This is a genomic window from Paenarthrobacter sp. PPS72, assembly GCF_048537125.1.
Lineage (GTDB): Bacteria > Actinomycetota > Actinomycetes > Actinomycetales > Micrococcaceae > Arthrobacter > Arthrobacter nitroguajacolicus_E.
On the sequence record NZ_JBLYIE010000041.1, the window covers coordinates 35,017 to 60,199 of the forward strand.

At 60.8% G+C, this 25,183-nt stretch carries 21 protein-coding genes; 6 read left to right on the forward strand and 15 right to left on the reverse strand.

Translation table 11 applies throughout. From position 1 onward, the window contains the following. Nucleotides 1-9: 9 nt before the first annotated feature. Nucleotides 10-915: a PAC2 family protein gene (locus tag ACLRGI_RS16815; protein ID WP_419202703.1), complete on the forward strand. Its 906-nt coding sequence runs from the start codon at nt 10-12 to the stop codon at nt 913-915. Between the two features lie 82 nt (nt 916-997). Here ACLRGI_RS16815 and mshC read toward each other — a convergent pair whose 3' ends face one another. Both mshC and ACLRGI_RS16825 read right to left on the reverse strand, forming a co-directional pair. Further along, nucleotides 998-2,275 (reverse strand): cysteine--1-D-myo-inosityl 2-amino-2-deoxy-alpha-D-glucopyranoside ligase, encoded by a 1,278-nt coding sequence (mshC, locus tag ACLRGI_RS16820; RefSeq protein ID WP_419202704.1) that lies wholly within the window; start codon nt 2,273-2,275, stop codon nt 998-1,000. Between the two features lie 15 nt (nt 2,276-2,290). Next, nucleotides 2,291-3,124 carry an undecaprenyl-diphosphate phosphatase gene (locus ACLRGI_RS16825; protein WP_419202705.1) on the reverse strand — a complete coding sequence of 278 codons (834 nt, stop codon included), beginning with the start codon at nt 3,122-3,124 and terminating at the stop codon, nt 2,291-2,293. A gap of 52 nt (nt 3,125-3,176) precedes the next feature. On the opposite strand from ACLRGI_RS16825, the gene ACLRGI_RS16830 reads away from it, so the two are divergent. Continuing rightward, nucleotides 3,177-4,109 carry an aldo/keto reductase gene (locus ACLRGI_RS16830; RefSeq protein WP_419202706.1) on the forward strand — a complete coding sequence of 311 codons (933 nt, stop codon included), beginning with the start codon at nt 3,177-3,179 and terminating at the stop codon, nt 4,107-4,109. Between the two features lie 5 nt (nt 4,110-4,114). Here ACLRGI_RS16830 and rfbA read toward each other — a convergent pair whose 3' ends face one another. Beyond that, nucleotides 4,115-4,981 (reverse strand): glucose-1-phosphate thymidylyltransferase RfbA, encoded by an 867-nt coding sequence (rfbA, locus tag ACLRGI_RS16835; RefSeq protein WP_419202707.1) that lies wholly within the window; start codon nt 4,979-4,981, stop codon nt 4,115-4,117. 53 nt (nt 4,982-5,034) lie between these two features. On the opposite strand from rfbA, the gene rfbB reads away from it, so the two are divergent. The 4 genes from rfbB to ACLRGI_RS16855 all read left to right on the forward strand — a co-directional run bounded on the left by rfbB (nt 5,035) and on the right by ACLRGI_RS16855 (nt 10,380). Beyond that, on the forward strand, nt 5,035-6,033 hold the full coding sequence (gene rfbB, locus ACLRGI_RS16840) for a dTDP-glucose 4,6-dehydratase (protein ID WP_419202708.1): 999 nt from the start codon (nt 5,035-5,037) through the stop codon (nt 6,031-6,033). 2 nt (nt 6,034-6,035) lie between these two features. Continuing rightward, on the forward strand, nt 6,036-7,445 hold the full coding sequence (locus tag ACLRGI_RS16845; RefSeq protein WP_419202709.1) for a sugar nucleotide-binding protein: 1,410 nt from the start codon (nt 6,036-6,038) through the stop codon (nt 7,443-7,445). A gap of 173 nt (nt 7,446-7,618) precedes the next feature. After that, entirely contained in the window at nt 7,619-9,547 is a 1,929-nt protein-coding gene (locus ACLRGI_RS16850; RefSeq protein WP_419202710.1) for a WecB/TagA/CpsF family glycosyltransferase, read from the forward strand. Continuing rightward, nucleotides 9,544-10,380, forward strand: a complete 837-nt coding sequence (locus tag ACLRGI_RS16855; RefSeq protein ID WP_419202711.1) for a glycosyltransferase — start codon at nt 9,544-9,546, stop codon at nt 10,378-10,380. The genes ACLRGI_RS16850 and ACLRGI_RS16855 overlap by 4 nt, the downstream gene beginning before the upstream one ends. On the opposite strand, the gene ACLRGI_RS16860 is transcribed toward ACLRGI_RS16855, so the two are convergent. Genes ACLRGI_RS16860 through ACLRGI_RS16915 form a run of 12 tightly spaced genes read right to left on the reverse strand, consistent with a single transcriptional unit; the run spans nt 10,381 to nt 25,171 of the window. Next, nucleotides 10,381-11,715, reverse strand: a complete 1,335-nt coding sequence (locus tag ACLRGI_RS16860) for a hypothetical protein (RefSeq protein ID WP_419202712.1) — start codon at nt 11,713-11,715, stop codon at nt 10,381-10,383. Further along, nucleotides 11,712-12,974 (reverse strand): exopolysaccharide biosynthesis GT4 family glycosyltransferase EpsE, encoded by a 1,263-nt coding sequence (gene epsE / locus ACLRGI_RS16865; protein WP_419202713.1) that lies wholly within the window; start codon nt 12,972-12,974, stop codon nt 11,712-11,714. Before epsE ends, ACLRGI_RS16860 begins: the two co-directional genes overlap by 4 nt. Nucleotides 12,975-13,031: 57 nt before the next feature. Next, nucleotides 13,032-13,910, reverse strand: coding sequence for a chain-length determining protein (locus tag ACLRGI_RS16870; RefSeq protein WP_419202714.1), 879 nt, complete (start codon nt 13,908-13,910; stop codon nt 13,032-13,034). Next, nucleotides 13,898-15,343, reverse strand: coding sequence for an O-antigen ligase family protein (locus tag ACLRGI_RS16875; RefSeq protein WP_419202715.1), 1,446 nt, complete (start codon nt 15,341-15,343; stop codon nt 13,898-13,900). Before ACLRGI_RS16875 ends, ACLRGI_RS16870 begins: the two co-directional genes overlap by 13 nt. Further along, a complete protein-coding gene (locus ACLRGI_RS16880; protein WP_419202716.1) occupies nt 15,340-16,578 on the reverse strand; it encodes a CgeB family protein in 1,239 nt (412 codons plus the stop codon). Before ACLRGI_RS16880 ends, ACLRGI_RS16875 begins: the two co-directional genes overlap by 4 nt. Continuing rightward, a complete protein-coding gene (locus ACLRGI_RS16885; protein WP_419202717.1) occupies nt 16,575-17,501 on the reverse strand; it encodes a DUF6492 family protein in 927 nt (308 codons plus the stop codon). Before ACLRGI_RS16885 ends, ACLRGI_RS16880 begins: the two co-directional genes overlap by 4 nt. Next, the gene (locus ACLRGI_RS16890; protein ID WP_419202718.1) at nt 17,488-20,046 is read right to left on the reverse strand and encodes an oligosaccharide flippase family protein; all 2,559 of its coding nucleotides are present in this window, start codon (nt 20,044-20,046) and stop codon (nt 17,488-17,490) included. The genes ACLRGI_RS16885 and ACLRGI_RS16890 overlap by 14 nt, the downstream gene beginning before the upstream one ends. After that, nucleotides 20,043-21,233 carry a glycosyltransferase family 4 protein gene (locus ACLRGI_RS16895; RefSeq protein ID WP_419202719.1) on the reverse strand — a complete coding sequence of 397 codons (1,191 nt, stop codon included), beginning with the start codon at nt 21,231-21,233 and terminating at the stop codon, nt 20,043-20,045. The genes ACLRGI_RS16890 and ACLRGI_RS16895 overlap by 4 nt, the downstream gene beginning before the upstream one ends. Further along, nucleotides 21,230-21,892 (reverse strand): acetyltransferase, encoded by a 663-nt coding sequence (locus tag ACLRGI_RS16900; protein WP_419202721.1) that lies wholly within the window; start codon nt 21,890-21,892, stop codon nt 21,230-21,232. Before ACLRGI_RS16900 ends, ACLRGI_RS16895 begins: the two co-directional genes overlap by 4 nt. Beyond that, a complete protein-coding gene (locus ACLRGI_RS16905; RefSeq protein WP_419202722.1) occupies nt 21,889-23,052 on the reverse strand; it encodes a DegT/DnrJ/EryC1/StrS family aminotransferase in 1,164 nt (387 codons plus the stop codon). Before ACLRGI_RS16905 ends, ACLRGI_RS16900 begins: the two co-directional genes overlap by 4 nt. Beyond that, nucleotides 23,049-24,065, reverse strand: a complete 1,017-nt coding sequence (locus tag ACLRGI_RS16910) for an NAD-dependent epimerase/dehydratase family protein (protein ID WP_419202723.1) — start codon at nt 24,063-24,065, stop codon at nt 23,049-23,051. Before ACLRGI_RS16910 ends, ACLRGI_RS16905 begins: the two co-directional genes overlap by 4 nt. After that, on the reverse strand, nt 24,062-25,171 hold the full coding sequence (locus tag ACLRGI_RS16915) for a Gfo/Idh/MocA family protein (RefSeq protein WP_419202724.1): 1,110 nt from the start codon (nt 25,169-25,171) through the stop codon (nt 24,062-24,064). The genes ACLRGI_RS16910 and ACLRGI_RS16915 overlap by 4 nt, the downstream gene beginning before the upstream one ends. Between the last annotated feature and the right edge of the window lie 12 nt (nt 25,172-25,183).

The following is a 25,183-nucleotide window of genomic DNA, read 5'->3' on the forward strand; positions in this document are numbered from 1 at the left end:
GGTGAGTGGATGAACAGTGTTGACGGGACCCCCGAAGGACAGGACATCACTGCGGAGCCCGAGCGTTTCCTTAAGGAACCGGCGGACGGCCAGCGTGTCACCGTAATGCTCGCCGCGTTTGAGGGTTGGAATGACGCCGGTGAGGCCGCCAGCGATGCGCTGCACTACTTGAACAAGCTTTGGGGCGGCAAGAAGGTTGCCACTGTGGACGCCGAGGAGTACTACGACTTCCAGTTCACGCGGCCCACAGTAAGGCGTACATCCTCGGGCGCCCGTAAGGTGAAATGGCCGTCAACGCGGATTTACAAGGCTGAAGTTCCGGACAGCAACGTGGACGTGGTCCTCGTCCTGGGCACTGAACCTTCGTACCGCTGGCGCGCGTACACCACCGAATTACTTGTCCATGCAGAAGCACTCAAGGTGGACTCGGTGATTTTGGTGGGCGCGCTACTCGCCGATGTGCCTCACAGCCGTCCGATTCCGGTCAGCACCACCACGGAGGACAGTTCCCTGCGGGAGCGCCTGAACCTGGAGGCGTCACAGTACGAAGGACCAGTGGGCATCGTGGGCGTGCTGGCAGAGTTCGCCATGCTGGCGGGGCTGCCGACGGTCTCCCTGTGGGCGGCAGTTCCGCACTACGTCGCCCAGCCGCCATCCCCCAAGGCGCAGCTCGCCATCCTGCACAAGATCGAGGATTTGCTGCAAGTTCCCTTGGACAGCCAGGCATTGGCTGAAGAATCGGAGGCTTGGGAGCGCGGCGTGGATGAGCTCGCAACAGAGGACCCTGAGATCGCAGCCTATGTTCGGCAACTGGAAGAAGCAAAGGACACAGCGGATCTGCCGGAGGCGTCCGGCGAGTCCATTGCCCGCGAGTTTGAGCGGTACCTAAAGCGCCGCGGCAAAGAACGTCCCTAGAGTCGTCGCTTGGCTTAGCGTCGGCGAGAACAGCAACGGCCCTGACATCGTGTCAGGGCCGTTGCTGGTTTTTGCGGGTGGCTTAGAGCTCAACCCCAAGCAAGGCATCGATGGCGTCGGTAACGAGGGCCGTGTCATGCGCTGACTTCTCCGCACCGGAGCGAACAGCTTTCTCAGCCCAGGCGTCGACGGCGGCAATCGCGCCGGGAGCGTTGAGGTCATTGGCGAGTTCGTGACGCATGGCTGTTATCAGGGCTGCAGAGGATCCAGCAGGTGCATGATTCAAGGCGGCACGCCACCGCGTGAGCCGCTCCTTGGCTTCGGCAAATTCCGGATCGGTCCAGGACCAGTCCGATCGGTAGTGGTGGGCAAGGATGGCAAGGCGGATGGCCGCAGGTTCTTCACCGGCAGCACGCAGCTTTGAGACAAGAACCAGGTTGCCCTTGGACTTGCTCATTTTCTCGCCGTCCAACCCCACCATGCCAGCGTGCGAATAGTGGCGGGCGAGCGGGACGCCGGACAAGGAATAGGCGTGGCCGGCTCCCATTTCATGATGCGGGAAAACCAGATCCGAGCCGCCACCCTGAACAGTGAAGGGGGCCGGAAGGTACTTCTGAGCGATCACCGTACATTCGATATGCCAGCCTGGCCGGCCATCACCCAAGGTAGCTCCGGGCCAGCTGGGTTCGCCGTCACGTGCGACGCGCCACAGCAAGGGATCCAGGGCATGGCGCTTACCCGGTCTCGCGGGGTCGCCACCGCGCTCAGCGAAAAGCTCCAGCATTTCCTTTTCACCCAGACCTGAGATGTCACCCAGCGTCCAGGCATCGGTGGCGTCTGAGCGTTTGCCGGCCGTCTCGACGTCGTAGTAGACATCGCCGTCGGGTTCGCCCTCGGAGCCGTCAACGCGATAGGCCACACCGTCCGCAATAAGCTGCTCGATGGCGGGCACGATGTCCGGGATGGCCTCGACAGCGCCGATGTAGTGGTTTGGAGCGAGGACGTTCAACGCGTCCATGTCTGTCTGGAACAGCTCGATCTGGCTCTGGGCCAGTTCGCGCCAGTCCACGCCAGTGGCTGTGGCACGCTCCAGGAGGGGATCATCTATATCCGTGACGTTCTGGACGTACGACACACGGACGCCGGCGTCCCGCCAGGCGCGGTTCAGGAGGTCGAAGGCCACATAACTGGCTGCATGCCCCATGTGCGTAGCGTCATACGGAGTGATGCCGCAGACGTACATCGATTGCTCCGGCTGTCTCTCAACGTCCACCACACGGCCCAGGGCTGTGTCATACAGCCGTAGTTGCGGCAGGCTGCCGGGCAGCTCAGGAACAGGGCGGGAGGTCCACGATTTCACGACTCAACCTTAGTGCTAGGCACTGATGACATTGAAACCGAGCAGGACATACAAGGCCAAGCCCAGCAGGATCCGATACCAAACGAAGAGCCGGTAGCTGCGGGTGGAGACGAACTTGAGGAACCAGCCAATGATGATGTAACCCACCACGAAAGCGATCACCGTGGCCAGCGCAGTCTCCGGAAGACCGTAGGGACCGGCAAGGCCTTCGTTCGTCACTGTTTTGTAGAGCTGATAAAGACCACTGCCGAACACAGCTGGTATGGCGAGCAGGAAGGAGTATCGGGCTGCTGCTTCACGGGTGTACCCCATGAGGAGGCCGGCTGTGATGGTGCCGCCGGAACGTGAGACACCGGGGATCAAGGCCATGGCCTGCGCGAAGCCGTAGAGGATGCCGTGCTTGTAGGTCAGTTGCGTGAGATCCCTCTCCTGCCGGCCAATGGCATCGGCAACAGCAAGGATCATGCCGAACACAATCAGCATGGTGGCAACGATCCACATGCTGCGCAACACCGACTCGATCTGGTCTTGGAACAACAAGCCCAGGACGATGATGGGCAGGCTGCCCAGGATGACCAGCCACCCCATGCGGGCATCCGGATTGTTGCGTTCCACCTTGCCCGTGAGGGAGCCGAACCACGCCCGGACGATCCTCACAATGTCACGCCAGAAATAGACGATTACGGCGGTTTCAGTTCCCAACTGCGTAATGGCCGTGAAGGCAGCACCGGGGTCTGCGGCATTCGGAAGGAATGAGCCAACAATCCGCAGGTGCGCGCTCGAGGAAATCGGGAGGAATTCGGTGAGGCCCTGCACCAGGCCCAGCAAGGCAGCTTCTATCCAGTTCACGTGAATAGACCCTACGTCATGAAGTCCTCTAACTCCCCGTAAGCTAACTTCTATGCAGCAGCGTTATGTCGGAAACAGTGGATTCCGTGTGTCTTCTTTGTCCCTTGGAACCATGTCCTGGGCCCAGGAGACAGACGAGCACGACGCTGCCGAACTACTCCGCGGATTCGTTGCCGCCGGCGGTACCGTCGTGGACACGGCAGCGTCTTACGCGCAAGGCCGGGCTGAGGCTATGTTGGGATCCATGCTGGGCGATGTGGTGGCCCGCTCCGAGATTGTGATTTCCACTAAGGCCGGCGTGTCGTCCTCGGACTCCAGGCGCAGCGTCAACGCTTCCCGAGGGGCGATGCTGTCAGCTCTTGATGCCAGCCTCGCCAGGCTCGGCACCGACTACATCGATATATGGTTCGCCCACGAGTGGGATCCGAACGTCCCCTTGGACGAGACTCTTTCAGCGTTGGAACTGGCCCAGCGAAGCGGACGGGCCCGCTACGTAGGTATCTCCAATTACAACGGCTGGCAGACGGCCAAGGCAGCGGCCGTGGCCGGCTTCACTCTCGTGGCCAACCAGTCCGAATACTCCCTGGTTCAACGCAAAGCCGAGGAAGAACTCATCCCTGCAGTCGAAGACGCCGGGCTGGGGCTGATGGCATGGGCGCCTTTGGGCCGTGGAGTACTCAGCGGCAAATACCGTGGCCAAATCCCTGCCGACTCCCGTGCCGCGCAGGGTCGCTTGGCTGGTTACATCGAGCCGTATCTCGAGTCGAAGGCATCCCGTGTGGTGGAGGCTGTGGCAATGGCAGCCCGCGGACTGGGCCGGACACCTATGGACGTGTCCCTCAGCTGGTTGCTTTCCCGGCCGGGTGTCGCGACTACCATCATTGGCCCCAGGAACGCCGTTCAGCTCAAGGAACTCCTGGACGCTCAATTGACGGTTCTGCCGGCTGAGATTGCGCGAGCCCTGGAGGACGTTTCAGCAGCGTAGTTCGCTCATCGGCGGTCCAGGATGTCCAACAGGTAGCTGCCATAGCCGCTCTTAGCCAACTTGGAAGCCTGCTGGCGGAGCTCATCATCGCTGAGGTAACCCATTCGCCAGGCGACCTCCTCCGGGGCACCGATTTTCAACCCCTGCCGGTTTTCAGTGGTGCGAACATAGTTTGACGCATCGTTCAGGTCGCTGAATGTGCCCGTGTCCAGCCAAGCGGTCCCCCGCGGGAACTTCTGCACATGCAGTCGACCAAGCTCCATGTATTTTCTGTTGATATCGGTGATCTCCAGCTCCCCCCGCGGAGACGGTTCCAGGTCCTTGGCCATGGCAACCACGTTGTTGTCATAAAAGTAGAGCCCGGGAACTGCATAGTTGCTCCTGGGAGCTACAGGCTTTTCTTCGATGGAGACGGCCATCCCGTCGTCGTCGAATTCCACCACGCCGTAGGCGGACGGGTCCTTGACCCAGTATCCGAAGATTGCACCGCCGTCCACATCGGCATAGTGGCGTAGCTGGTTGCCCATGCCGGGACCGTTGAAAATGTTATCCCCCAGGATCAGAGCCACCTTGCCGCCACCGATATGCCGCTCCCCCAGAATGAAGGCTTGGGCGAGGCCGTCGGGGGTGGGCTGTTCTGCGTGACTTAGGTTTATGCCGAACTGGGAACCATCACCAAGGAGCCGCCGAAACTGTGCGGAATCGCCGGGGGTGGTGATGACCAGGATGTCGCGGATGCCAGCCAGCATCAGGGTGCACAGCGGGTAATAAATCATCGGTTTGTCGAAAACAGGCACCAACTGCTTGCTTATTCCGAGCGTAATGGGATGGAGCCGGGATCCTGTTCCGCCGGCCAGAATAATTCCTCGCATTTAGCTGTCCTCTCCCGCTGCGCATCGCCGTATTCGACGGTTACGCTATGGCCATGCAGAGAATCCTTGTCACCGGCGGGGCCGGATTCATCGGATGCAATTTCGTTCACTTCATCATGGAGCACACCCGTCTCCATGTCACTGTCTTGGACAAACTGACTTATGCGGGCAACATTGAATCGCTGTCGGGACTACCCGCTGACCGTTTTGAGTTTGTCGAGGGTGACATTTGCGATAGTGCCGTGGTGGACGTATTGACATCTTCGGTGGACGCGGTTGTCCACTTTGCTGCCGAGTCGCACAACGACAATTCGTTGGAGGAACCCCGGCCTTTCCTGGACACGAACCTGCTGGGTACGTTCACCCTGATCGAAGCTGCACGAAAATGCGGAACACGCTTCCATCACATTTCCACGGACGAGGTCTATGGAGACCTCGCCTTGGATGATCCCCACCGGTTCACGGAGAATTCCGTTTACCGTCCCACAAGTCCGTATTCCGCCACGAAAGCGGGCTCTGACATGTTGGTGCGCGCCTGGGTTCGCTCATTTGGCCTCAAGGCGACCATCAGTAATTGTTCCAACAACTACGGGCCTTACCAACATGTGGAAAAGTTCATTCCGCGGCAAATCACCAACATCCTTGACGGTTTCCGTCCACGCCTTTATGGCAACGGACGGAACGTCCGCGACTGGATCCATGTGGAGGACCATTCTTCCGCAGTCCTGGCCATATTGGAGGGTGGTCGCTTGGGCGAAACCTACCTGATCGGCGCCGACGGCGAACGCTCCAACCGCGAGGTAGTGGAGATGTTGCTTTCCCTTGTTGGGCAGGCCCGCGATGCCTATGACCTGGTAACCGACCGGCCCGGTCACGACCTCCGTTATGCCATCGATTCAAGCAAGCTTCGACGCGAGCTCGGTTGGACGCCGCGCTATTCGGACTTCGACGCCGGGCTGGCTGACACAGTGCAGTGGTACAGGGACAACGAAAGCTGGTGGCGTCCGCAAAAGGAAGCCACGGAGTCCAAATACGCCGGTCAAGGGCACTAAGCGTGGAACCGGGACGGCAGCTGCGCTCAAAGACCACCTCCATCCCTGGTCTGCTGCTGTTTGAGCTGCCTGTCCACGGGGATGGCAGGGGTTGGTTCAAGGAGAACTGGCATAGGACCAAGATGCTGGATGCCGGGCTGCCCGACTTCGGTCCGGTACAGAACAACATCTCCTTCAACGCAGCCCGCGGAACTGTGCGGGGCATTCATGCTGAACCCTGGGACAAGTTCGTTTCCTTGGCCTCCGGCCGGATCTTCGGCGCATGGGTCGACCTGCGCGAGGGCCCGACTTTCGGAACACTGTTTACCGCAGAACTGACGCCCCAGGACGCCGTTTTCGTCCCCCGTGGCGTGGGCAACGCATTCCAAACGCTGGATGACGACACGGCGTACACGTACCTGGTCAATGATCACTGGAGCGCGGCGGCACAGAAGGAGTACACGTTCCTCAACCTCGCCGATGAAGGCGTAGCCGTGCGGTGGCCGATCCCCCTTGAGAAGTCCATACTCTCTGCACAGGACAGGAAGCATCCGCGGTTGGCTGACGTTGTTCCCATGCGGGGACGGAGGACGCTGGTCCTTGGAGCGGACGGCCAGCTGGGTACAGCCCTCCGGAGTGCCTTCGCGGGCGACCCGATGGTGGAGTTCGCCGATCGCACGCAGTTCGACATCGCCGCTGACGCGTCCTACCGGGCACGCAACTGGCGCGATTACTCCACGATCATCAACGCGGCCGCGTTCACCGCAGTGGATGCCGCCGAATCTCCGGAAGGCCGTGCAGCCGCCTGGAGCATCAACGCAGCTGCCGTTTCGCGCTTGGCGCGCGCCGCCGTCGAGCATTCACTGACATTGGTCCATGTATCCAGCGACTACGTTTTCGACGGCACAGCAGAAGTTCACTTCGAAGATGAGCTTCCCAGTCCCCTGGGGGTCTATGGCCAGAGCAAGGCCGCGGGCGACCTTGCCGCCGGCACAGTGCCCCGGCATTACATTGTGCGGACCAGCTGGGTGGTGGGCGCCGGAAAGAACTTTGTTCGAACCATGGCTACACTGGCCGTCAAGGGGGCCTCACCATCAGTGGTGGATGACCAACGGGGACGGTTGAGCTTCGCGTCCGACATCGCTGCGGGCATTCGTCACCTGCTCCGAAGCAGGGCGCCCTATGGGACGTACAACCTCAGCAACAGCGGTGAAGCGCAGTCCTGGTATGAGGTAGCCCGCGACATCTACGGCTTTTATGGTGTTGATCCACTTCTTGTACAACCCGTCAGGACCGCAGAATACGCGAAGCCCAACACTGCTCCGAGACCACCTAGCAGTGTCCTTGACCTGTCCAGGATCCGCGCCACCGGTTTTGACCCGCCCGCGGCAACTCCACGCCTGGCTGAGTACCTCAGAGGCCTGGAACTCTAGCGGAGACCGGCTAAACGTCCTAAAGTAGCCCTACGGCAGCCTCTTGCAGGAGGCCGGGAGACAACTCAAGTGAACATGTTGACACGGCGGCAAAGGTCCGCCACCGACGATCCAGGCAGTGCAGCAGCCTCGGGTCGTCGGCCACATGGTGATGCCTTGAGCTGGAGCCGAGAATGCTGCTACCGAAAATTGTGCCCGCCGGAGATCTCCTCCACAGGGCCGTCCCCCACCTTGACCAGCGACGCGGTGTTGCCGCCGGCGCCCTCCGCCTTCAGCCTCCTGCACGTGTGGTTGGCTCCGAGGTGCCCGCGTCCGAAGCGCCTTGGGTGAGCCTGGGTGGGGTTCCGGTCAAACTCATGGACGCCGACGCTGCGCTTCGGGAAATCCTGGACCGTGCCAGTTCCATGGAGGGGCCACCCTTGGGCGTTTGCTCCGCGAATTTGGACCACGTCAGGCATTTCGGAGCCGGAAGCCGCTGGATGGGCACTTTGGACCCGCCGGGGCCGGTTGAATGGCTGACGTTGATCGATGGAGCGCCCTTGGCCACTGAAGCTACGCGCCTCACCTCGAAGTCATGGCCCCGTCTCGCGGGCAGCGACCTTATTCATCCCCTATTGGATGGCGCAACTCTGCGGGGACTGCGCCTTGGTTTCCTGGGCGGTTCGGAGGAAACCCAGGAACTGATCTCGAGGCGGTTCGCAGCGGAGCGGCCTGAACTGAAGGTGGTGGGATGGTGGGCTCCTGCCAGGTCCACGCTGGGCGACACCGCAGCTTCCCGCAAGCTCGCCGACGAGATTCGGGAGGCTGCCCCGGATGTGTTGGTGGTGGGTTTGGGAAAACCCCGTCAGGAATTGTGGATATCCGAATACGGTCACTTGACCGGCGCCAAGGTCTTGCTGGCCTTCGGTGCCGTGGTGGACTTCCTGGCCGGTCACGTCCGCCGCGCCCCCGCTTGGGCCAGCGCGCATAGCCTCGAATGGGCTTGGCGCCTCATGCTTGAGCCGCGCCGGTTGGCCCGCCGCTACTTGGTGGAAGGGCCGGAGGCCTACGTGAAATTACGTACGGCAAGCAGCCGTGACGCGGCCGCCAGCAGTGCCCTGGCAAGGGCTGTGGCCATCGAAGCCAGCTCCGTCCCGGAGCCTGCGCCCAGCCGGGCTCCGGGATCATTCGTCGCGCTTGCCGAGAGGGCCGATGTCGCCGTCGTTGTAGTCACTTACAACAACGCGGACGACGTCGGGCCCCTGGTCGACAGCCTCCGGGAAGAGGCGGAGGCTGTTTCCATCAAAGTGGTGGTGGCTGACAACTCCCCCGATGACAGCACGCTTCTTGAACTTTCACTGCATCCCGACATCACAGTGGTTCGAACGGGAGGAAACCTCGGGTATGCAGGCGGCATCAACGCAGCGTTGTCCGTAGCCGGGGATGCTGGAAGCTATTTGGTCCTGAACCCGGATCTGCGGGTGCAACCTGGCGCAGTGTCCGCCATGCTCAAGCGTATGAACCACCAGGGTGCCGGGATGGTGGTGCCGGTCCTTCTGGACGACGACGGCAGTGTCTACCCATCGCTGCGCCGGGAACCCGGTGTTCTGCGAGCGCTGGGTGACGCGGCGTTGGGAAGTCATCTGCAGGCCAGACCTGGGTGGTTGTCGGAGATGGACTTTGATCCTGAGAGTTATCTGCACGGGCATCGGGTTGATTGGGCGACGGGTGCGGCGCTCCTGATCAGTGCTGAGGCAGCCAGGGCGGTGGGTGCCTGGGATGAGCAGTTCTTTCTATATTCGGAAGAAACCGACTTCTGCCACAGGTTGAGGAATTCCGGCTTTTCCATCTGGTTTGAGCCGGGTGCCAGAATGTCGCATGAGCGTGGGGGGTCGGGCACGTCGCCGCAGTTGACTGCTTTGATGTCGGTCAACCGGGTCCGCTATGCGGCCAAGTATCTTGGGCGTGGCCGGGCGCTGACCTTCCGGGGTGTTGTGCTGGCCGCGGAGGTTGCCCGGATCAACAAGCCTGGTCATCGGGAGGCGGCGTTGGCGGTTTTGAGTCGGCGTCGTTGGGTGACGCTGCCCCACGCTACGCGTAGCTCGACTGTCTCCGTGCCATGACCGGGTCCCATCCCTCCGGTGCAGTCATCATTCCGGCGCATAATGAGGCCGGGGTTATCGGCAGGACGCTAGGGGCGCTAAGGGAGGTCATCGAGTGGGGCACGGTTGATGTCGTTGTGGCCTGTAACGGGTGCGTGGATGAGACTGCCGATATTGCGTCCCGGTGCATGGGTGTTCATGTGGTCCAGGTCTCGGAGGCATCCAAGACTGCGGCATTGAACGCTGCCGACCGGGCCACGCAGCGTTGGCCGCGCCTCTACCTGGACGCTGATATTGAGGTCAGCGCCGCCGCCCTTCGTGCGGTCTTTGCTGCTCTGGAAGGTACCTCCCTGTTGGCAGCCCGTCCTGCTTTTCGATATGACACCCAGGGCGCTTCCGCTTTGGTAAAGGCCTATTACCGTGCACGGACCCGCATACCGGGCAACGCCCAGAGGCTTTGGGGTGCAGGGGCGTATGCACTGAGTTTTTCAGGGCATGAGCGTCTGGGGACTTTTCCTGCCCTTACCGGTGATGACTATTATGTGGACCGTCTCTTTTCCGCCGACGAGAAGGCAGTGCTGGCTACCGAACCCGTGGTCGTCCGGACACCACGGACATGCCGGGCCTTGTTGTCCGTTCTTCGGCGCACGTATCGGGGCAACGCGCAGCAGGATCGCGTTTCGGGAGGAGCTTCTGTTGGACGCACTGTGCGTGAGTTGCTTGCCTCGGTCCGGGGGCCGTTGACGGCGTTCGACGCCGCCGTTTATGTGGTCTTCGCTGGTGCGGGCCGCCGTCGTCCGGGGGTGTCACGCACCATGGTGGCCGCTTGGGAGCGGGACGACAGCAGCCGTTAGTCAGTAGCCGCAGCTGCTGCCGCCTTCGATGCTGTAGAGGTGGACTGCGTTGCCGTCGACGAAGGTATCTGTGAAGGTTCCGTCCACTATGGGGATGGTGCGGTTTTCGTCGATGACGACGGCGGTGCTTCCGCCGCATTTCAGCGTAAAGGTTGCGGTTCCACCGGTGTTCTTGTTTGCTCCCGCGAAGACGTAGACCTTGCCGTTGTGGAGTTTCGTGCTGAGGTCCACAGGGCCGGTGGCTGTGGTGGCGCCGTCGAGGAAGGGGGCATTGAGGACAGGGGCGAGGTCCTTGATTTGCTTGTTCACTGTAGTCAGCGTGGGGACTATGTCTTTGCCGCAGTCCCTTATGACGTGTTGGGTTACGCAGGGGCCGCCGAAGTTGTGGTTGAAGTAGATGATCCCGCGGGCTCCGTGGATGAGACTGCTCCATGCGGCGGCGCGGAGCTCGGGGCCCGTGATCGTTTTAGTGTTGTCTACGTCGCCTGATGGGTGGCCATTTTCAATGAACGCCCAGACCGGAATCATCGCTGAGGGGTCCTGAAGTTTGCGCAGCCGTTCTATGGTCCATCCGTAGTTGGCTGCCAACCGGCATTCCTCGCTGGTCAGTTCCCTGGTATAGCCCACAATGGCCCCGCCCTCGCCCTTTCCGCAGATATTGGGATCGGTGAACCAGTAGTTGTCGGCAGAGACCACATCCTGGAGACCGTTGATGAATTTGCCGGCTACCGTGTCAGATTCCCAGAAGGTGACTCCCTTGCCATAGTTTGCGTAGAGCATGGTTCCTTGGGGTGCGAGAGCGCGCCGCTCTTTTTGGATTGTGTACCCACAGGGCGTGCCGTCCGGTGCGCAAACGGGTCCTTGGCCAGGATAATTGCCGGTCCACCGAGCATCGCCGGGGCCGGCCCACATGTCCACCTCATCGCTGAGTGTGTATCCTGCGGCGGCATCGTGTGGGAAGGAAGGTATTGCGAACATCCCGGACTCATGAATTAGTTGGACGTTTGAGTTGGCCGTCAGCTCAACGTAAGTGTTGATACCAGCTTCGGCATCCATGCTCAGGTTGCCCTTGTCCAAAACACTCTCGAGCCAGACACCGACAGGAAAATACGAGGAATCTCCGGGGAGGCCATTCTTGAACTTGTCGTAGTAGGCGGGGCCCCCGTCGACTTGGCGAAGCACCACAGGCGCCGCAGCGGTGCTTTGCAGCGGCCCGACCCCGGTTGGTCCGGCCCCGGGCGGGGAAGGCGGCACGCCACCACCAACGGAGGCAACAGCGACGATGATGCTTGCCAAGGCAACTACTCCCAGGGTCCATGCAGTTTGTGGCTTCATGCTGTGCCTCTCCGGCTTCTCGATTCCATCAGTTCTGCCAGCACGAGCGCACTGGTGCGGACATCGAAAGCTTGTGCCATCCGGGAGCGGCCTTGTTCAGCAAGTGACGTTGCTGTGCCGGGATCGCGAAGGAGGGCAATCATTGCCTCTGCAAGCCGCGCGGGGTTGCCTGGTTCCACCAAGACCCCGCTCACATTGGGCACCACCAGCTCCGGGACACCGCCTGCGGACGTCGCCAGCACAGGTACTCCCATGGCCATGGCTTCCATGATGGCGACTCCCAAGGGTTCTGAATGGCTGGCCAGCGTAAAAAGGTGAGCAACAGCGAGTTCGTCCCGTACTCTGCTTTCCGGGACGGCACCCAATAGCCGTACATGGTTTTCCAGGCCAAGCCCGCGGATGCGACGCTCAAGCTCCAAACGAAAGCCATCCCCACCATGCTCATCCTCACCGGCCAAAGTCAGGCGTACATCAACGCCGGAACTTAGAACGATCTTGACGGCCTCGAGCAAATCGAAGTGACCTTTGCTGGGATTTAGCCGCCCGCAGCAGAAAATTCGGGCTTCGCCCATGCCTGGCCATGGTTCGTAAGGTGTCAACCTTGAGAAGGAGTCAAGCTCCACGCCCATGGGCGCCACCCGTAATTCGTCAGGCAAGTGGCCGCCCAGGGCGTCCCTCACTTCGGCCATGAGCGGCTCAGTAATGACAACGGAGAAATCGGCGTTCTGCCACTTGCGGAACTGATTGGGCCCATAGTCGCTGAGCGGGCCGTGGAGCGTCAGACTATAGGAAATGCCGGAGAGCGCATGCGCGAAGAGAGCGACTTGTGCGGCGTCGGCACATGAGTGCACATGGATGTGGTCCCAACCACGGGCTTCTGAGTGCCGCGCCAGTTCCCCACCGGCCCACAACAGGGCAATCGCCCTTGCAACGTGGAGGCGGGAACCTGAATTACCCGGTTCGCCTGCATGGCGAGGAGGTGAGGCGCTTCGAGCGATGGCAGGCAGCTTCCCGCCGGCAAGGGCGCGAAGGGTTCTTGCGCTGCCTCCCAGGAAGGTTGTTACCCGAGGTGGCGTCAAATAGTAGGTTGCCGCCAGTTCATTGCGTGCCCATTCAGGCGGTAGGGCCGGATGTACGGGCGGGCGGGTCGAGACGGGTTCCGGCTCAAGGCCCAAACGCCTAAGTGCGCGTAGCTCACGCCAAAAGAATCCATGAGTTTGTCCTGGGAACTCGGGCACGAAGTAGCCGAAACGAGTCATGGTCCACCTTTCTTCGCCGGGGTCGTGCCTTCGTTGCAGTGCCACGGGCTAGTTGGGTCAAACAGTGCTTCTTTTTGACGCCACTTTGTTGGCCGCATCCCCATTGGCGGCTTCCCGTAGAGGGGCACGACGCAGCAGGAGCTCCTTTTCCGCGGAGGGGAGGTCAATTTCCACTAGAGTCTCCAGTCCCGAAACCGCTCCTTCGCGGAGGGCAGGAGGTTGCCCATTTTTAGGGTCCGGAATTTCGCTTCCATAGTGCTTGCTCCTCCTCGGGACGGGCTCGGACGACGGGCGCTCACTTCGTGCGCGCGCTCGTGCAGCTTCCACGGAACGTGCCACCGAGACTGCCCCCAGTGTGAGTACTAGCCCTGCTACCACGACAACAATCAGCGAACGCAAACGACTCGAGAACTGTTCAGTCGCTTTATCCGGCACAGCGACCACCAGCGAGGTGAACAAGTATTGGTCCGAGGCGCCATTGATTGTCTGAATGGTACGCAGCTCCTGTTCGAGCCGTGTTCCGAGCGTGCGGACAGTATTCAGCGCGACGTCCTCGGTCTCTGAAACGGCACTTATTTCCACCAGGAACGCCGCCGACGGTCGCTCGACTTTATAGTCCGTGCTCAAGCCGGCATTATTCAGGGCAGTGCTGGTGGATGAATCATTCAGCCTTGTGGTGATGACTTGGGTTATCAGGGATGAATCTGCTGAGCGCAGATAGGGGTTGTCGGTATTAAGTAAACCAAGTTCCGGGTCCTTCTCGATCTCCTGCGAGGAAGGAATCTTGGGATTCACGATTGCATAAGTCGTCATGGCCTCATACGAGCGGGGGGCATAGGAGTACATATAAACGGCTGCGAAAGCTGTTAGAAAGAAGACTGGCAGAACAAATACTTTGTGGTGCCATAAGGTCTTGATTACTGCTATTGGATCCATGTCTCCCCCTCGGGGTTTTTGGGTGCAGATCCCGCCGGCACCGGGCCATTGCCAATTCTTGATGGCACTTCTTTTCGGAGCTCCAGTTCTCGTCGAACCATGATCCATGCCGCTCCCGCCAATCCAACGAAAAAGGGATACGTCAAGGCAAAGACGGGGAAAGACATTGAATCGAACGTCAAGGAGCAGACAGCGGCGATGAGGCCGGCCGCGGATGTGGCAGCCGCAAAGCAGCGGAGTGCTGGAATGCGTGATGCCTTGGCCGCGAGGAGGCTTGAAAGACCGGGTATTGCCAGGTATGCAATCAAGCCAATCAGCCCCACCACACCAATGGTTACAGTGGAGTTCAAATACTGGTTGTCCAGGATGTAAATGGCATTGGTGGGCATGTAGTTGCCTGGACCTACACCAAAGAACGGGTGCTCGGCAAACATGGCAGTCACCCGCGGATAGTTATTGGTTCGCGTCGTAATTGAGGGATCATCTTCGCCTGCAGTAAACGATGCCGTCAGGGTACCGACCAGCCCCGGAACCCCCAGGAACAGAACCGCAATTACGGCGGGCGCCGCGACCAAAGCCCAACGGCGGGCGATTCTTGGCAGGAAGGGTATGAACACAAGAAGGCCTGTAGCCAATCCAAGAATCCCGGAGCGGGATACCGTGGATGCTATGGCAAAGACCAAGAGGGACGTTCCAGTCCAATGCAGCCACTTTCGTCCTCTTGTGTCATAAATTCCCCTCCAGATGGAGAGCGGCAGCAACATAGAACAAATCACGGCCAACTCAATGGAATGAAAGGTGCTGCCGGATACGCGCATCATGAAACCGCGCATCTGGAAAGGTGTGTTTCCTCCGTTGTCCGTGAAACCGGGCATTGCCGCCTGCATCCACTCCATGGGGTTAACCCTGAAGAAGAACTGGATGACGGCCACAACGCAGCAAAAGAACGCTCCAGCGAGGATTGCCCGCGACAAGGACATCGCATCGTTGAGCGTCCGGACAGCCTCGGCTGTGACGAGAATGATGCCCGCGCTCGCAAGAAGCAAGATGAGCCAGCGGTCCGCGGCTGCCCGCGCTGTTACGGAACTACCGCCTGTATACCCTGAATACAGTGCCGCGTAGGAGACGCATGTCCCTACCCACAGCAGGACCAGCCCGATCCGCCCGGGATGAGGTGTACTGAGGGGGTTCTGCAGGCCGAACAGCACGGAGCACAGCCACACAGCCAGAATAAGTAAAGCAAGGAGCAGCGGCACGGTCCCGATGGCCCCCAACGGCTTTACCACCATGTTGGACGGGAAGAAAAAAACTCCGAAAGCCGCCATTCTCAGCAGCAAACCAACATGGTTGTTGCTCTTCAGGTTCAGGTCCAGATCCTCAAACCGGGCAGCTGGCCTTTTCAGGAAAACATGCAACGGCCTTCTGCTTGTCATGTCAATTCCCATTCCTGCCGATGAGCGCACGCGGATTCCACAACGGAAGTGAACGCTGCTTGGGAAGACGACCAGTCTTGGCGCGAGCGCTGAGCGATTCGCTGCGCCCGTTTCTCAATGTCAGGCTCGCTGACTGTCGCCGCGAGCGCCAAGGCGAGCCTGCCGGGCGATGCAGGTGCCCAGACAGCGTCTGGGTCGCTGAGCACTTGCGCGGAAAACGAGGACTCGTTGAGCACGGGGACGTTGCCGGCTGCCAAGAGCTCACCAGGGACCAATGAAACGTTGGTGAAGGAAATCGTGAGCCCTGCTATGGTGCGGTTGTACAGTACGTTGAGCTGCCGCGGTGGTAGGTTCCCGTGATTTGTGACAGGTATGTTCCAGCCGGAGACGGTATCGCCGTAAACATGAATCTCCTGGTCGGGCATGAGTGTGTGGAATTCCTCGAGGGCCATCTTGCCCATGAGGTATCCACGTCTGTCCACCCTCTTCTTTGCGTAGAAGACCACCCCCGTTCGCGGATGCCCGTCTTGAATCAGGTGATAGGTTTCCGTGTCGCAGCCAAAGGGAACCGTGGCAACCGGAAGTTGACCCAGTTCGGTTTTTAGGACCGCGCCGATCATGCCGCCCAGCGCTATGGTGGTGAGCCCGAACCGATAGCTGTCCTCTGCCAAGGCATAAAGGGCACCGCGTGGGTAGAAGTAGGGTTCATAATCCTGAATGAAGTAGAAACGGTGGACGTTTTGTGGCGAACGGGCTGCGAGGACATGCGCCGATGACCAGGAACTCGCGACGAGGGCATCCACTCCGTCCATGCCCCGAGTGGCGCTGCGAATCTCTGCGCGCAACATGGGCCAATGCCGGCGGACGAGCGATTCGTGCCGTGAGACATCATCGTCGTTGCGATCGTAGAGGAATAAAATGCAGCGATGTCCGCTGTCTTCCATTGCCTTCACCATCCTGAAGAAGGTCGTGTGGCCTCCCGATCCAGGCCCGGGCGGGGTACATACCCAGCCGATCACCAGAGGGCCGGTCTTGCCTGAGGACCGGTGGTTCTGTTCGAGTCCGGCGGGATCCGTGATGTCTTCCTCGCGAAGGGGGAAATCAGGTTCAGAAAGGCCCCACTTTTCGATGGCTGCACGTGCACCTTTCCGTAGAGCCTGCATGCCGAGGCCGGTCCAACCGTCGCGCCTGAGCCGGGATAGGGCATGGAGCACTGTAGGGGTGCCGGTTCTCATGGCTGTGACGTCCTGTCCGTTTTGTCGATGTAGTCTGTGAACTCCTTGAGCTCACGCCGTCTTGTTTCCAACGGAATGTGGGCTTTTGCGGACAGCATGACAGCAAGGGCGTCTTGCGGTCCGGAACGGAGCAACTCTTGGATCTCAGTCCCGCTCAGCGCTGCTTCCGCGGAGTGGACGGTGCCCTGCATGGTGGTGGACGCCCGTTTGCCGCCCAGGACTTCATCCACAAAGATGCCGTAGAGCATCATCTCGGAGAAGTGAAGCTGACTCCCTACAGCCGTCGGCCAAGCCAATCCGGTGGCCCGCTCGATATGGAGCAATAAGTCTCGGACGACTCGCGGTTCCCATAGGCACGGCCAGCAAATATAGTCGGTCAGATCGCCGTCCGCAGGCGGCGTCTGGAATCCCAGTAGCTTGCGCCCGGAAATGTGCCATTGCCTGTGACCAGGAAGCGTGTGGTCAACACCCCGTGGCTTTCGATACATGCAAACCTCACCTTCTACGCTGAAAGCGTCCAAGGTTGTGGGCCGAACCAGTACGCTGTCCGAATCCAGAAGCAACACCCCATCGGTGTCAAGGGACGCGCAGACGGCCAGTTTGATGATCTGCTGATAAATCCAGCCACGAATCGGGGGCCAGGGCCGTGTGGCATTGATCCACATGTTGAGCCACGGGATGTGGACGAACGTCCTTGGCAGGTATTCCCGTGCATCGTGAATTTGGGTCCGTGGTCCAGCTAGGTTTTCGAAGTCCCCCCGGTCGTTCCGTGGCACGACAATGTGGTGAACAACATCCACCGCTGTCATCGCCAAAACCGAGCGGTTCAGGTCCTTGCAGAGTTCCAGATCGGGTCCGTAGCTGGGCGTAACTACGGCGAGCGACCCGCTGACGGGACCGCTTCGAGGGCTAAAAAACACCACTGTTATGCCACCTCCGCATCTGCAGCTCGTGCCGGATCCTGCCAGCCAGGCGTGCGGGCCCTGACCGTAGGGGCTGGCTTGCCAGCGCTGGCCCCAACGCACGGCGCCTGGCATATTTGTTCCAAACCTCCAGCCCTTCGGGGTCATCGACGAGTTCATCGGCGAGCGCTGCCAGGGCCTCGGACTTGTGAGCTCTCCCCCTCCCCCGGTCGTATTCGTGGGAAGCCCGGGCGAGGGCATCGTTCGCCAGGGCCCGATGGGCCTTGGCTTTGAAGTCGGGCGCCTCGGGAAGAGCTGCTGCAGGGCCTGAGAACAATTCGTCGAACGCCAATCGCCGGGCTTTGAGATCCTCCAGCTCGTCGATCCCCATGGACGATAGGCTCTCCGCATGTTCACGGTGCCATGCCTGATCGGGACCATGTATATAGGCGACATCGGCAAAGGCAGCGATCCTGAGCCACAGCTCCATGTCGTGCGTGTGCTTGAGATGTGCCTGGTAGCCGATGGTTTGGAGGACAGATCGTCGGATGAATGCCTCAGGTGAGGTGATGACATTCAATCCATTCCGGCACCTGTCTTCGAGCCATTCCCGACCGGGCCACACGGTCCATGCCTTAGTGGTGAGCCGCGGTCTCGGAAGCTCGCTGGTCGTGAAATGGAGGGGATGCCCGTACACCAGGCCCACAGAGGGATATGCACGTGCAACGTTTACCGCGCGTTGCAGGGATCCTGGTGTCAGAACGTCGTCGGCATCAAGCCTGACCATAAACTCGCCTCGTGCAAGTACGGCACCATCGTTGAACGAGGTCACTGGGCCTTGATTACTTGTATGGCGCAGTATCCGGACCTGGTGGGAGCTTGCTGCCAGTTCTTGGGCAACGGCGATGCTGTCGTCGGTAGAGGCGTCATCAACGACGATGACTTCCACCGTGACGCCGTCTTGGGCGAGTGCACTCTCTACGGCTTGGCGAAGGAACCGGCCATAGTTGAAGCACGTTATGATCACTGTCACCGTGGCTCCCTCCGAAGGAGGGTGGTGGGGACGACACGTGATCTTCATGGGGACCGATGGCGGACCGGGCGTACCCGTTCCGTTTGCTGGCCCTTCTTCGGCGTCGGCCAGCATTGCACGCACTTCGCCCAGGCGCAGCGAAAACCAACGCCACAGCAGCAGTGAGTATGTCCCAGCCCCTACTGCGGCCCCGGCGAAGAGCGCCGCGACAGGAGCCTCGAATGTCAGCGAGGTCACCGCAGCTGCTGCAGAAGCGGGCACAGCAGCGATGAACGGCGGCCACAAGCTGTGGAGTGCCGAACGTAAGTCCGATCCATTTCGGTGTAGTGCAATTGCGTAGGCAGGTGCTACGACAACCAACGCGACGGCCAGATGGGCCGCGCCTGCCCCTACGATGCCTCCAAGGGGCACGCCAAGGGCCAGTGCTGGAATGAGCGTGGCAATCCAGGCGACCTGAACGAACAAGGTTGCCCTTGCCGCGCCATGGGCAAGAAGGTATGAGGCAGCGAGATCGAAACCCACGCGTAATGAACTGAACAATCCGAGCCAAACCAGTACCGTGGCCGCTGGCAGCCAGCGATCCCCGTAGATCACTTCGACGAGCGGGGCAGCAAGGAGGGCGAGCATGACTCCGGCGAGCAAAGCTATGGCCCACACGGGTCCCAGCAACGTTGCAAAGCTCCCCTTTCGCCTGCCGCTGGAAATCCTGGCGAATGCCGGCAGTGCAACGGAACGGACCACTTGACCAAGTGCACTCATTGGCCAGGTAGAAATATTGAAGGCCAAAAAGTAGTACCCCAAAGCCACCGGACCTGCGAGCCGGGATATAGCCACGTTGTCCACGTTCAAAAGGGCCCACGACAAGAGGTTGGCGCCTGCCACCGGGAAGCCGAACGAGATTATTGCCGGGGCCAAGGATTTGTGGAATCCTAGGCGAAAAGGCGTGCCGGCCAGCTGGAATTGCACCAGCAGGGACACTGCTTGGGATATAAGGCGCCCGACAGCAAGCGCCATGACGCCCCACCCAAGCATGATCAGGAGGAGGACCAGGGCCGTTCCAACCGTGAAATCAACCAGCGCGACGATGAAGAGTTTGCGCTGCGCAAAAGTGCGTTGCAACGATGCGTAGGGTACGACACCCGCCCCGGCCAGAAAGAGCGAGCAGGACATAACGGCAATGACTGGGCCGGCTGCAGGACTGCCGAGGAGCTCCGCGGTACCTTGGGCTGAGAAGGCCATGGCACCTGCAAGGGTTGCTCCGGCAATCAGGCCCAGCGTGGCAACCGTGGGTGCTTTCCGTTCGGGTTCCTCGGAACGGATCAGGTCCGCGCTCATGCCAAGATCTGCCATGGTCATCAATACCGTCTGCACGGTAAGAGCAACGGCGAATACTCCAAACTGCTCGGGGCTAAGGAGCCGCGCCAAGGCTATGCCAACAGCGAGGCTCCCCAGACGCAGGACGAGGTTGCTGACGCTGCTCCAGGCCAGTCCTTGCTTGACTTGCATGCCGAGTTCAGGGTGCGTCTGTGTCATTGGGCGGGCCCGACTGATGAGGCGGCCAGCAATAAGGCTTGCCGCTTAATGGATGCACGGAACTTTGCTACCTCAAAGCCTGTTCGCAGGTAGTCACCAACGATTTGGGCCGGCCGCCGACGGTAATCCGCCTTTTCATAGACGCCCAGTAAGCGACGGGCGGCAGAGTTCAAACTGAAGTTTTCTACTACCAGCTTCCTTCCGTGGGCACCCAATGCCATCCTCATCTGCTCGTCGACCAGGAGGCGTGAAAGGGCACCCAACAGGTCCTCTTGTTTCCCCGTTCCGTACCAGCCATCCTGCAGGAACCGTGACGTATTCCCCGGGGTGCACAGGCTCCAGAATCCGTCAGTTCCCTGCACGATGACCGGTTTGCCAAATGACATAGCACGCAATGCAGAGCTGCCCATGCCGAGGACTACGTCTGCAGCATCGTAAATATGCCGCGGATCCCGGACCAGCCCTTCGACCCGGATCACCACTTTTCCGTGGTGAGCATTTACTGCGTTCGCGGACGACCGGACATCACGGAGGCCTGGCCCGTCACCAGCGACAAGCAGCAGGACCGGAAAGTTCTCCGCCAAGCTATTCATGACGCCAATGGCGGCAAGGACACCTTGGACTTTGCCCAGGTCGGTGGTGAGCCGGCCCACCACGGCGACAACCCGCTCTCTTTCCCCAATCCCCAGCTGCCGCCGGGCTGCGAGCATCCCGCGGGACTTGTTGAAGTCAATGTCCACAGGCGGTTCCATGAGGTGCACCACCGGCCGAATCGCGGACTGCTCCTCCGCCAAACCTTTGGTGCCGACGATCAGTGGAACCGTCTTTGGCAGAAAGCGGGGAACGTCCATCGACAGTACCGTCATCACCAGTGGGGTACCGAGCGCCAAACCCGGCCCGAAGAACGCGTCTAAGGAAGGAGCCCATTCGTAACTGTGGATGATGTCGATTCTCCGTCGGCTAACAGCTCGATTAAGCCGCCGTACCGTTGCCGGGTCCACACCGTGCCTCCTGACAGGAGCTTCGATGAAGTCAAGTCCCAATTCCGCAACCCTGTCCAACAAGACACCAGGTGTAGCGAACACCACCACCTCGTGGCCGCTATCACGGACTGCGGCTGCCAGCTCTATGGCATTGATTTGGCTGCCACCCATGGCCAACTCGTGGGGATATACCAGGAGCTTCACAGGATGCCCTCCAGTTCCGGAGTGTTTCCCCGCCGGATCACCCTGGCCGGTACACCGGCCCAGGTTTCGTCTTCGGGGACGTCGGCAAGGACAGCGGCGCCCATGCCGATGATGGCTTTCGCGCCGATGGTCAGGCGCTCGCGGATGCTGGCATTCATGCCGATGTAGGCGGCCCGGCCCACGTGGACGTTGCCGCCGAGCGACACTCCGGAGGCGAACGTCGCGTAGTCGCCGGTGACGTCGTCATGGGTGAACGTAACCCCGGGCATTGCCACAACGTGGTTGCCGATGGTCACCGACGCGGTCATGCTCACGTGGGCGAGGAGGATGCTTCCCCGCCCAATCATGCAGCCTTCGGGAACATGCACGGACGGATCGATCGCGGTGGCGTAGCGGTCTTCAGCCAGGCCCAATGCGCGGAGCCGCATCACGACACTTTCCCTTCCGCTGCCGGATCCAATGCAGATCAGCAGCAGTGCATGGGGGTAGTTCATTGCTTCCCGGACGGGACCGAGGACATGGGCGCCGTCCACCACGCGCCCGAGCTTGTCTTCGTCGTCGTCGAGAATCCCAATGACGTCGAAGGGCCCGCTGCTGCGGACCATGGCAAGCACCTCCCGGGCGAGGCCGCTTGCCGCGATGAGGAGTAGCTCGCTCATGGCGTTCCCGCCGCACGTAACACGGAATCGATGACACGAACCTGATCGCGCAGTGCCAATTGGTGGTAGAGGGGCAATATCAGCGTGTGATCCGTCAACCACTCCGTGGCATCCAGCTTGGCGGAGCCGGTGTCCGCGCCTGCGTATGCAGGCTGCCGGTGCGCAGCCATGATCCCGCGGCGGGCTGAGATACCGTCGGCGGCTAAACGCGCCATGAGCGCGTCCCGTTCCAGCGGGAACGCCTCACCGACCTCCAGCCAGCACGACTGGAAGTTGCTGAGGCCGTACGTCGGATCGCCCACCAGGCGAAGTCCTTCCACTCCTGCAAAGGCGTTTGCGTAGGTAGCGGCAAGTTCGCGGCGCCGGTGGACGGCGGCACTGAGGCGGCCAAGTTGGACGATTCCGACGGCGGCCTGAAGGTCGGTCATGCGGTAGTTGAACCCGACCTCGAGGTACTCCTCCGCGGGGGCGAGCAGGCTGGCATGGCGGTCTGCGGCTGAAACACTCATGGAGTGTTCGCGGAGGCGTCGTGCCCTGTCACTGTAGTCCTGGCGTGGTGTGGTGATCATGCCGCCCTCGCCTGTGGTGAGGATCTTGCGTGGGTGGAAGGACCAGGCAGCCAACTCGGCGTTGAAACCAACCGGCTGTCCACGGTACCTGGAGCCAATGGCACAGGCGGCGTCTTCCACCACCGTAATGCCGAGGGGATCGCAGAGGGCCCGAATGGGTTCCAGGTCAACAGGGACTCCGGCCTGGTCCACGGCGATGACCGCCGTAGTAGCCGGAGTCAGGGCGGCCTCGATGGTTTCTGCAGTGACGCAGCCTGTAAGGACGTCGACGTCGGCGAAGACCGGCCGCGCGCCCACGTACGTTGCCGCGTTGGCGGTGGCAATGAAGGACAATGATGGAACCACGACGTCGTCACCGGCCGAGACACCGGCCACTGCGAGGGCTAAGTGGAGCGCCGAGGTGCAACTCGACGTCGCGACCGCGAAACCAGCACGTTGCTCTGACGCGAAGGCATCCTCAAATTGCCGGACTTTGGGACCTTGGGCCACCCAGCCGGAGGCAATGACCTCAGCCACAGCCTGGGCTTCCTCTTCGCCGAGCCAGGGCTTCATGACGTCTATGCGGCCCAGCCGGGTCTCGGAAATGGTCATCGCACACCGACTGCCGGAGCGGGGCGACGTTCGGATCGACCTGCAGCAATCTCCGCCCTGAGGGGTCGCCACCAGGAAACAAGCGAGCGCAATCCGTCTTCCAATCCAACAGCTGCTTCGAAGCCCAGGTCCTCGCGTGCTGCCGTGATGTCCGCGAGGCGGCGGGCAACTCCGTTGACAGCACGCTCAGGGCCATGCTCCAGGTGAAGAGCTGACTCCATGACCCTCAGCAACGTCTGTGCCATTTCAGCCAGGCTGGTCTCTTTGCCACTGGCGACGTTGTAGACGCCTTCGCGTACATTGCTGATGGCAGCAAGGACATTGGCCCTGGCGACGTCCGCGGTATGGATGAAGTCCATGGTCTGCTGTCCATTACCGAAAATCAGTGGAGGCTCGCCATCAACGATCCGCTCCATCCAACGAACCAGGACTTCGGTATAGAGGCCATGCACGTCCATGCGGGGTCCATAGACGTTGAAGTACCTCAGCAGCACGAAATTCAGGCCTGACATGGCACGAAAGCTCCTTGCCATTCCCTCGTTGAAGGACTTCGCGGCGCCATAGAAGGTGTCGTTGTTATGGTGGTGGTGGCTTTCCTTGGTGGGAAATTCCTCCGCCATGCCGTAAACGGAGGCACTCGATGCGGAGATGAGCTTTTCCACCTTGTGTTCCGCAGCTGCCTCGTAGACGTTGAAGGTCCCATCAACCAATACTTCGAGCGCCAGGCGTGGTTCCTCCGCGCACTGGGTGATGCGGATGGCGGCCTGGTGGAAAACGAGGTCCTTGCCGCGGGTAAGGTCATGGACGAGGTCGCGGTCCCGCAGATCGCCCTCGATCAGGCTCACCCTATTAGTCCGGAGGGCTTCGTCGAGGTTTTCACGGCGGCCCCGGACGAGGTTATCCAGTACGTCTACGTGCGCCGCACCGGCGTCGAGCAGTTGGTCAACCAGTGTGGACCCGATGGTGCCGGCACCTCCGGTAACCAGGACCCGTGCCCCTGGAAGCTCTTTCACCGCGCAACCTGGAGTGAGATTTCATTCCCGGCGACGATTGTTGATTGTCCGTCAGTACCCAGGCTTTGGGTGACGGCTTCGAGCACGGACAGGACGCGGAGCCCGGACTCGCCACTGGTCCGTGGCGTTGTCCGATTGCGGATGGACGAGGCAAGCTCACCCACCACTTGGCCCAGGGGTTCGCGTTCCTGCAAAGCCGGCGACCATGTGTCACCCAAGCGGTAGGAGATGGCGGAGGTTCGTTTGTCTGCCGCGGTCCTGGGTTGATGCTCCAGGCTGACCCCTCGGTCGTACACGCTGAGCCGCTGCTGGGGGTTGAGGTCGTCCCAGACCAGCGTCCTCTTTGACCCTCCTATGATCATTTGCCGGATCTTGGTTGGGCTGAGCCAATTGACGTGGATATGAACCATGGCGTCGTTGGGAAGCCCGAAGGTGAGGTGTCCGACGCAGTCCCTGCCGGTTCCCAAGGGATCCGCGCCGTGGGCGGAAATTTCCGTAGGGTGCAGGCCTCCGGGGAGGACAAAGTCCAGGATGGAAAGGTCGTGCGGAGCCAGATCCCAGAAGACGTTGACGTCCGGCTGGACGAGTCCAAGATTGATGCGTACCGAATCCACATACAAGATCTCACCCAGCGCGCCACTGGCTACCAGTTCCTGAATCTTGAGCACCGCCGGAGTGAAGCAGTATGTATGGTCTGCCATCAGGACCAATCCCCTGGCCTTTGCTTCTTCCACCATCTCCAACCCTTTGGCCCGACTGTCAGCCAACGGCTTCTCCACCAGGACATGCGTGCCTGCGCGCAGTGCTGTCATCACCACTCCGTGGTGGGTGTGCGCCGGGGTCGCCACTGCTATGGCGTCCAGGTTGTACGTGTCCAGCAGCTCGTCCAAGGACTCGACGACGGCCACCCCACCCACCGTCTCTGCGAGCCGTAGGCCGCGTTCGACGTCGAGGTCGCAGATGGCAACGAGATCCCAGTCGGGGCTGGCTTTGAGGTTCCGGGCGAGATTGGGGCCCCAGTACCCTGCCCCCACCACCGCGATACGGAGCCTGGGCTGTAGTCCGTGGCCGTTCAGTTGTCCTGATGGAATGGTTCGTATGGTCATTTCCCACTCTGC

What these genes read in the sequence shown, in the direction of transcription:
- ACLRGI_RS16815 (WP_419202703.1), top strand. Translation starts at nt 10, where the DNA reads ATGAACAGTGTTGACGGGACCCCCGAAGGACAGGACATCACTGCGGAG.
- ACLRGI_RS16830 (WP_419202706.1), top strand. Translation starts at nt 3,177, where the DNA reads ATGCAGCAGCGTTATGTCGGAAACAGTGGATTCCGTGTGTCTTCTTTG.
- rfbA (WP_419202707.1), bottom strand. Translation starts at nt 4,981, where the DNA reads ATGCGAGGAATTATTCTGGCCGGCGGAACAGGATCCCGGCTCCATCCC.
- rfbB (WP_419202708.1), top strand. Translation starts at nt 5,035, where the DNA reads ATGCAGAGAATCCTTGTCACCGGCGGGGCCGGATTCATCGGATGCAAT.
- ACLRGI_RS16850 (WP_419202710.1), top strand. Translation starts at nt 7,619, where the DNA reads ATGCTGCTACCGAAAATTGTGCCCGCCGGAGATCTCCTCCACAGGGCC.
- ACLRGI_RS16855 (WP_419202711.1), top strand. Translation starts at nt 9,544, where the DNA reads ATGACCGGGTCCCATCCCTCCGGTGCAGTCATCATTCCGGCGCATAAT.
- ACLRGI_RS16860 (WP_419202712.1), bottom strand. Translation starts at nt 11,715, where the DNA reads ATGAAGCCACAAACTGCATGGACCCTGGGAGTAGTTGCCTTGGCAAGC.
- epsE (WP_419202713.1), bottom strand. Translation starts at nt 12,974, where the DNA reads ATGACTCGTTTCGGCTACTTCGTGCCCGAGTTCCCAGGACAAACTCAT.
- ACLRGI_RS16870 (WP_419202714.1), bottom strand. Translation starts at nt 13,910, where the DNA reads ATGGATCCAATAGCAGTAATCAAGACCTTATGGCACCACAAAGTATTT.
- ACLRGI_RS16875 (WP_419202715.1), bottom strand. Translation starts at nt 15,343, where the DNA reads ATGACAAGCAGAAGGCCGTTGCATGTTTTCCTGAAAAGGCCAGCTGCC.
- ACLRGI_RS16880 (WP_419202716.1), bottom strand. Translation starts at nt 16,578, where the DNA reads ATGAGAACCGGCACCCCTACAGTGCTCCATGCCCTATCCCGGCTCAGG.
- ACLRGI_RS16890 (WP_419202718.1), bottom strand. Translation starts at nt 20,046, where the DNA reads ATGACACAGACGCACCCTGAACTCGGCATGCAAGTCAAGCAAGGACTG.
- ACLRGI_RS16900 (WP_419202721.1), bottom strand. Translation starts at nt 21,892, where the DNA reads ATGAGCGAGCTACTCCTCATCGCGGCAAGCGGCCTCGCCCGGGAGGTG.
- ACLRGI_RS16905 (WP_419202722.1), bottom strand. Translation starts at nt 23,052, where the DNA reads ATGACCATTTCCGAGACCCGGCTGGGCCGCATAGACGTCATGAAGCCC.
- ACLRGI_RS16915 (WP_419202724.1), bottom strand. Translation starts at nt 25,171, where the DNA reads ATGACCATACGAACCATTCCATCAGGACAACTGAACGGCCACGGACTA.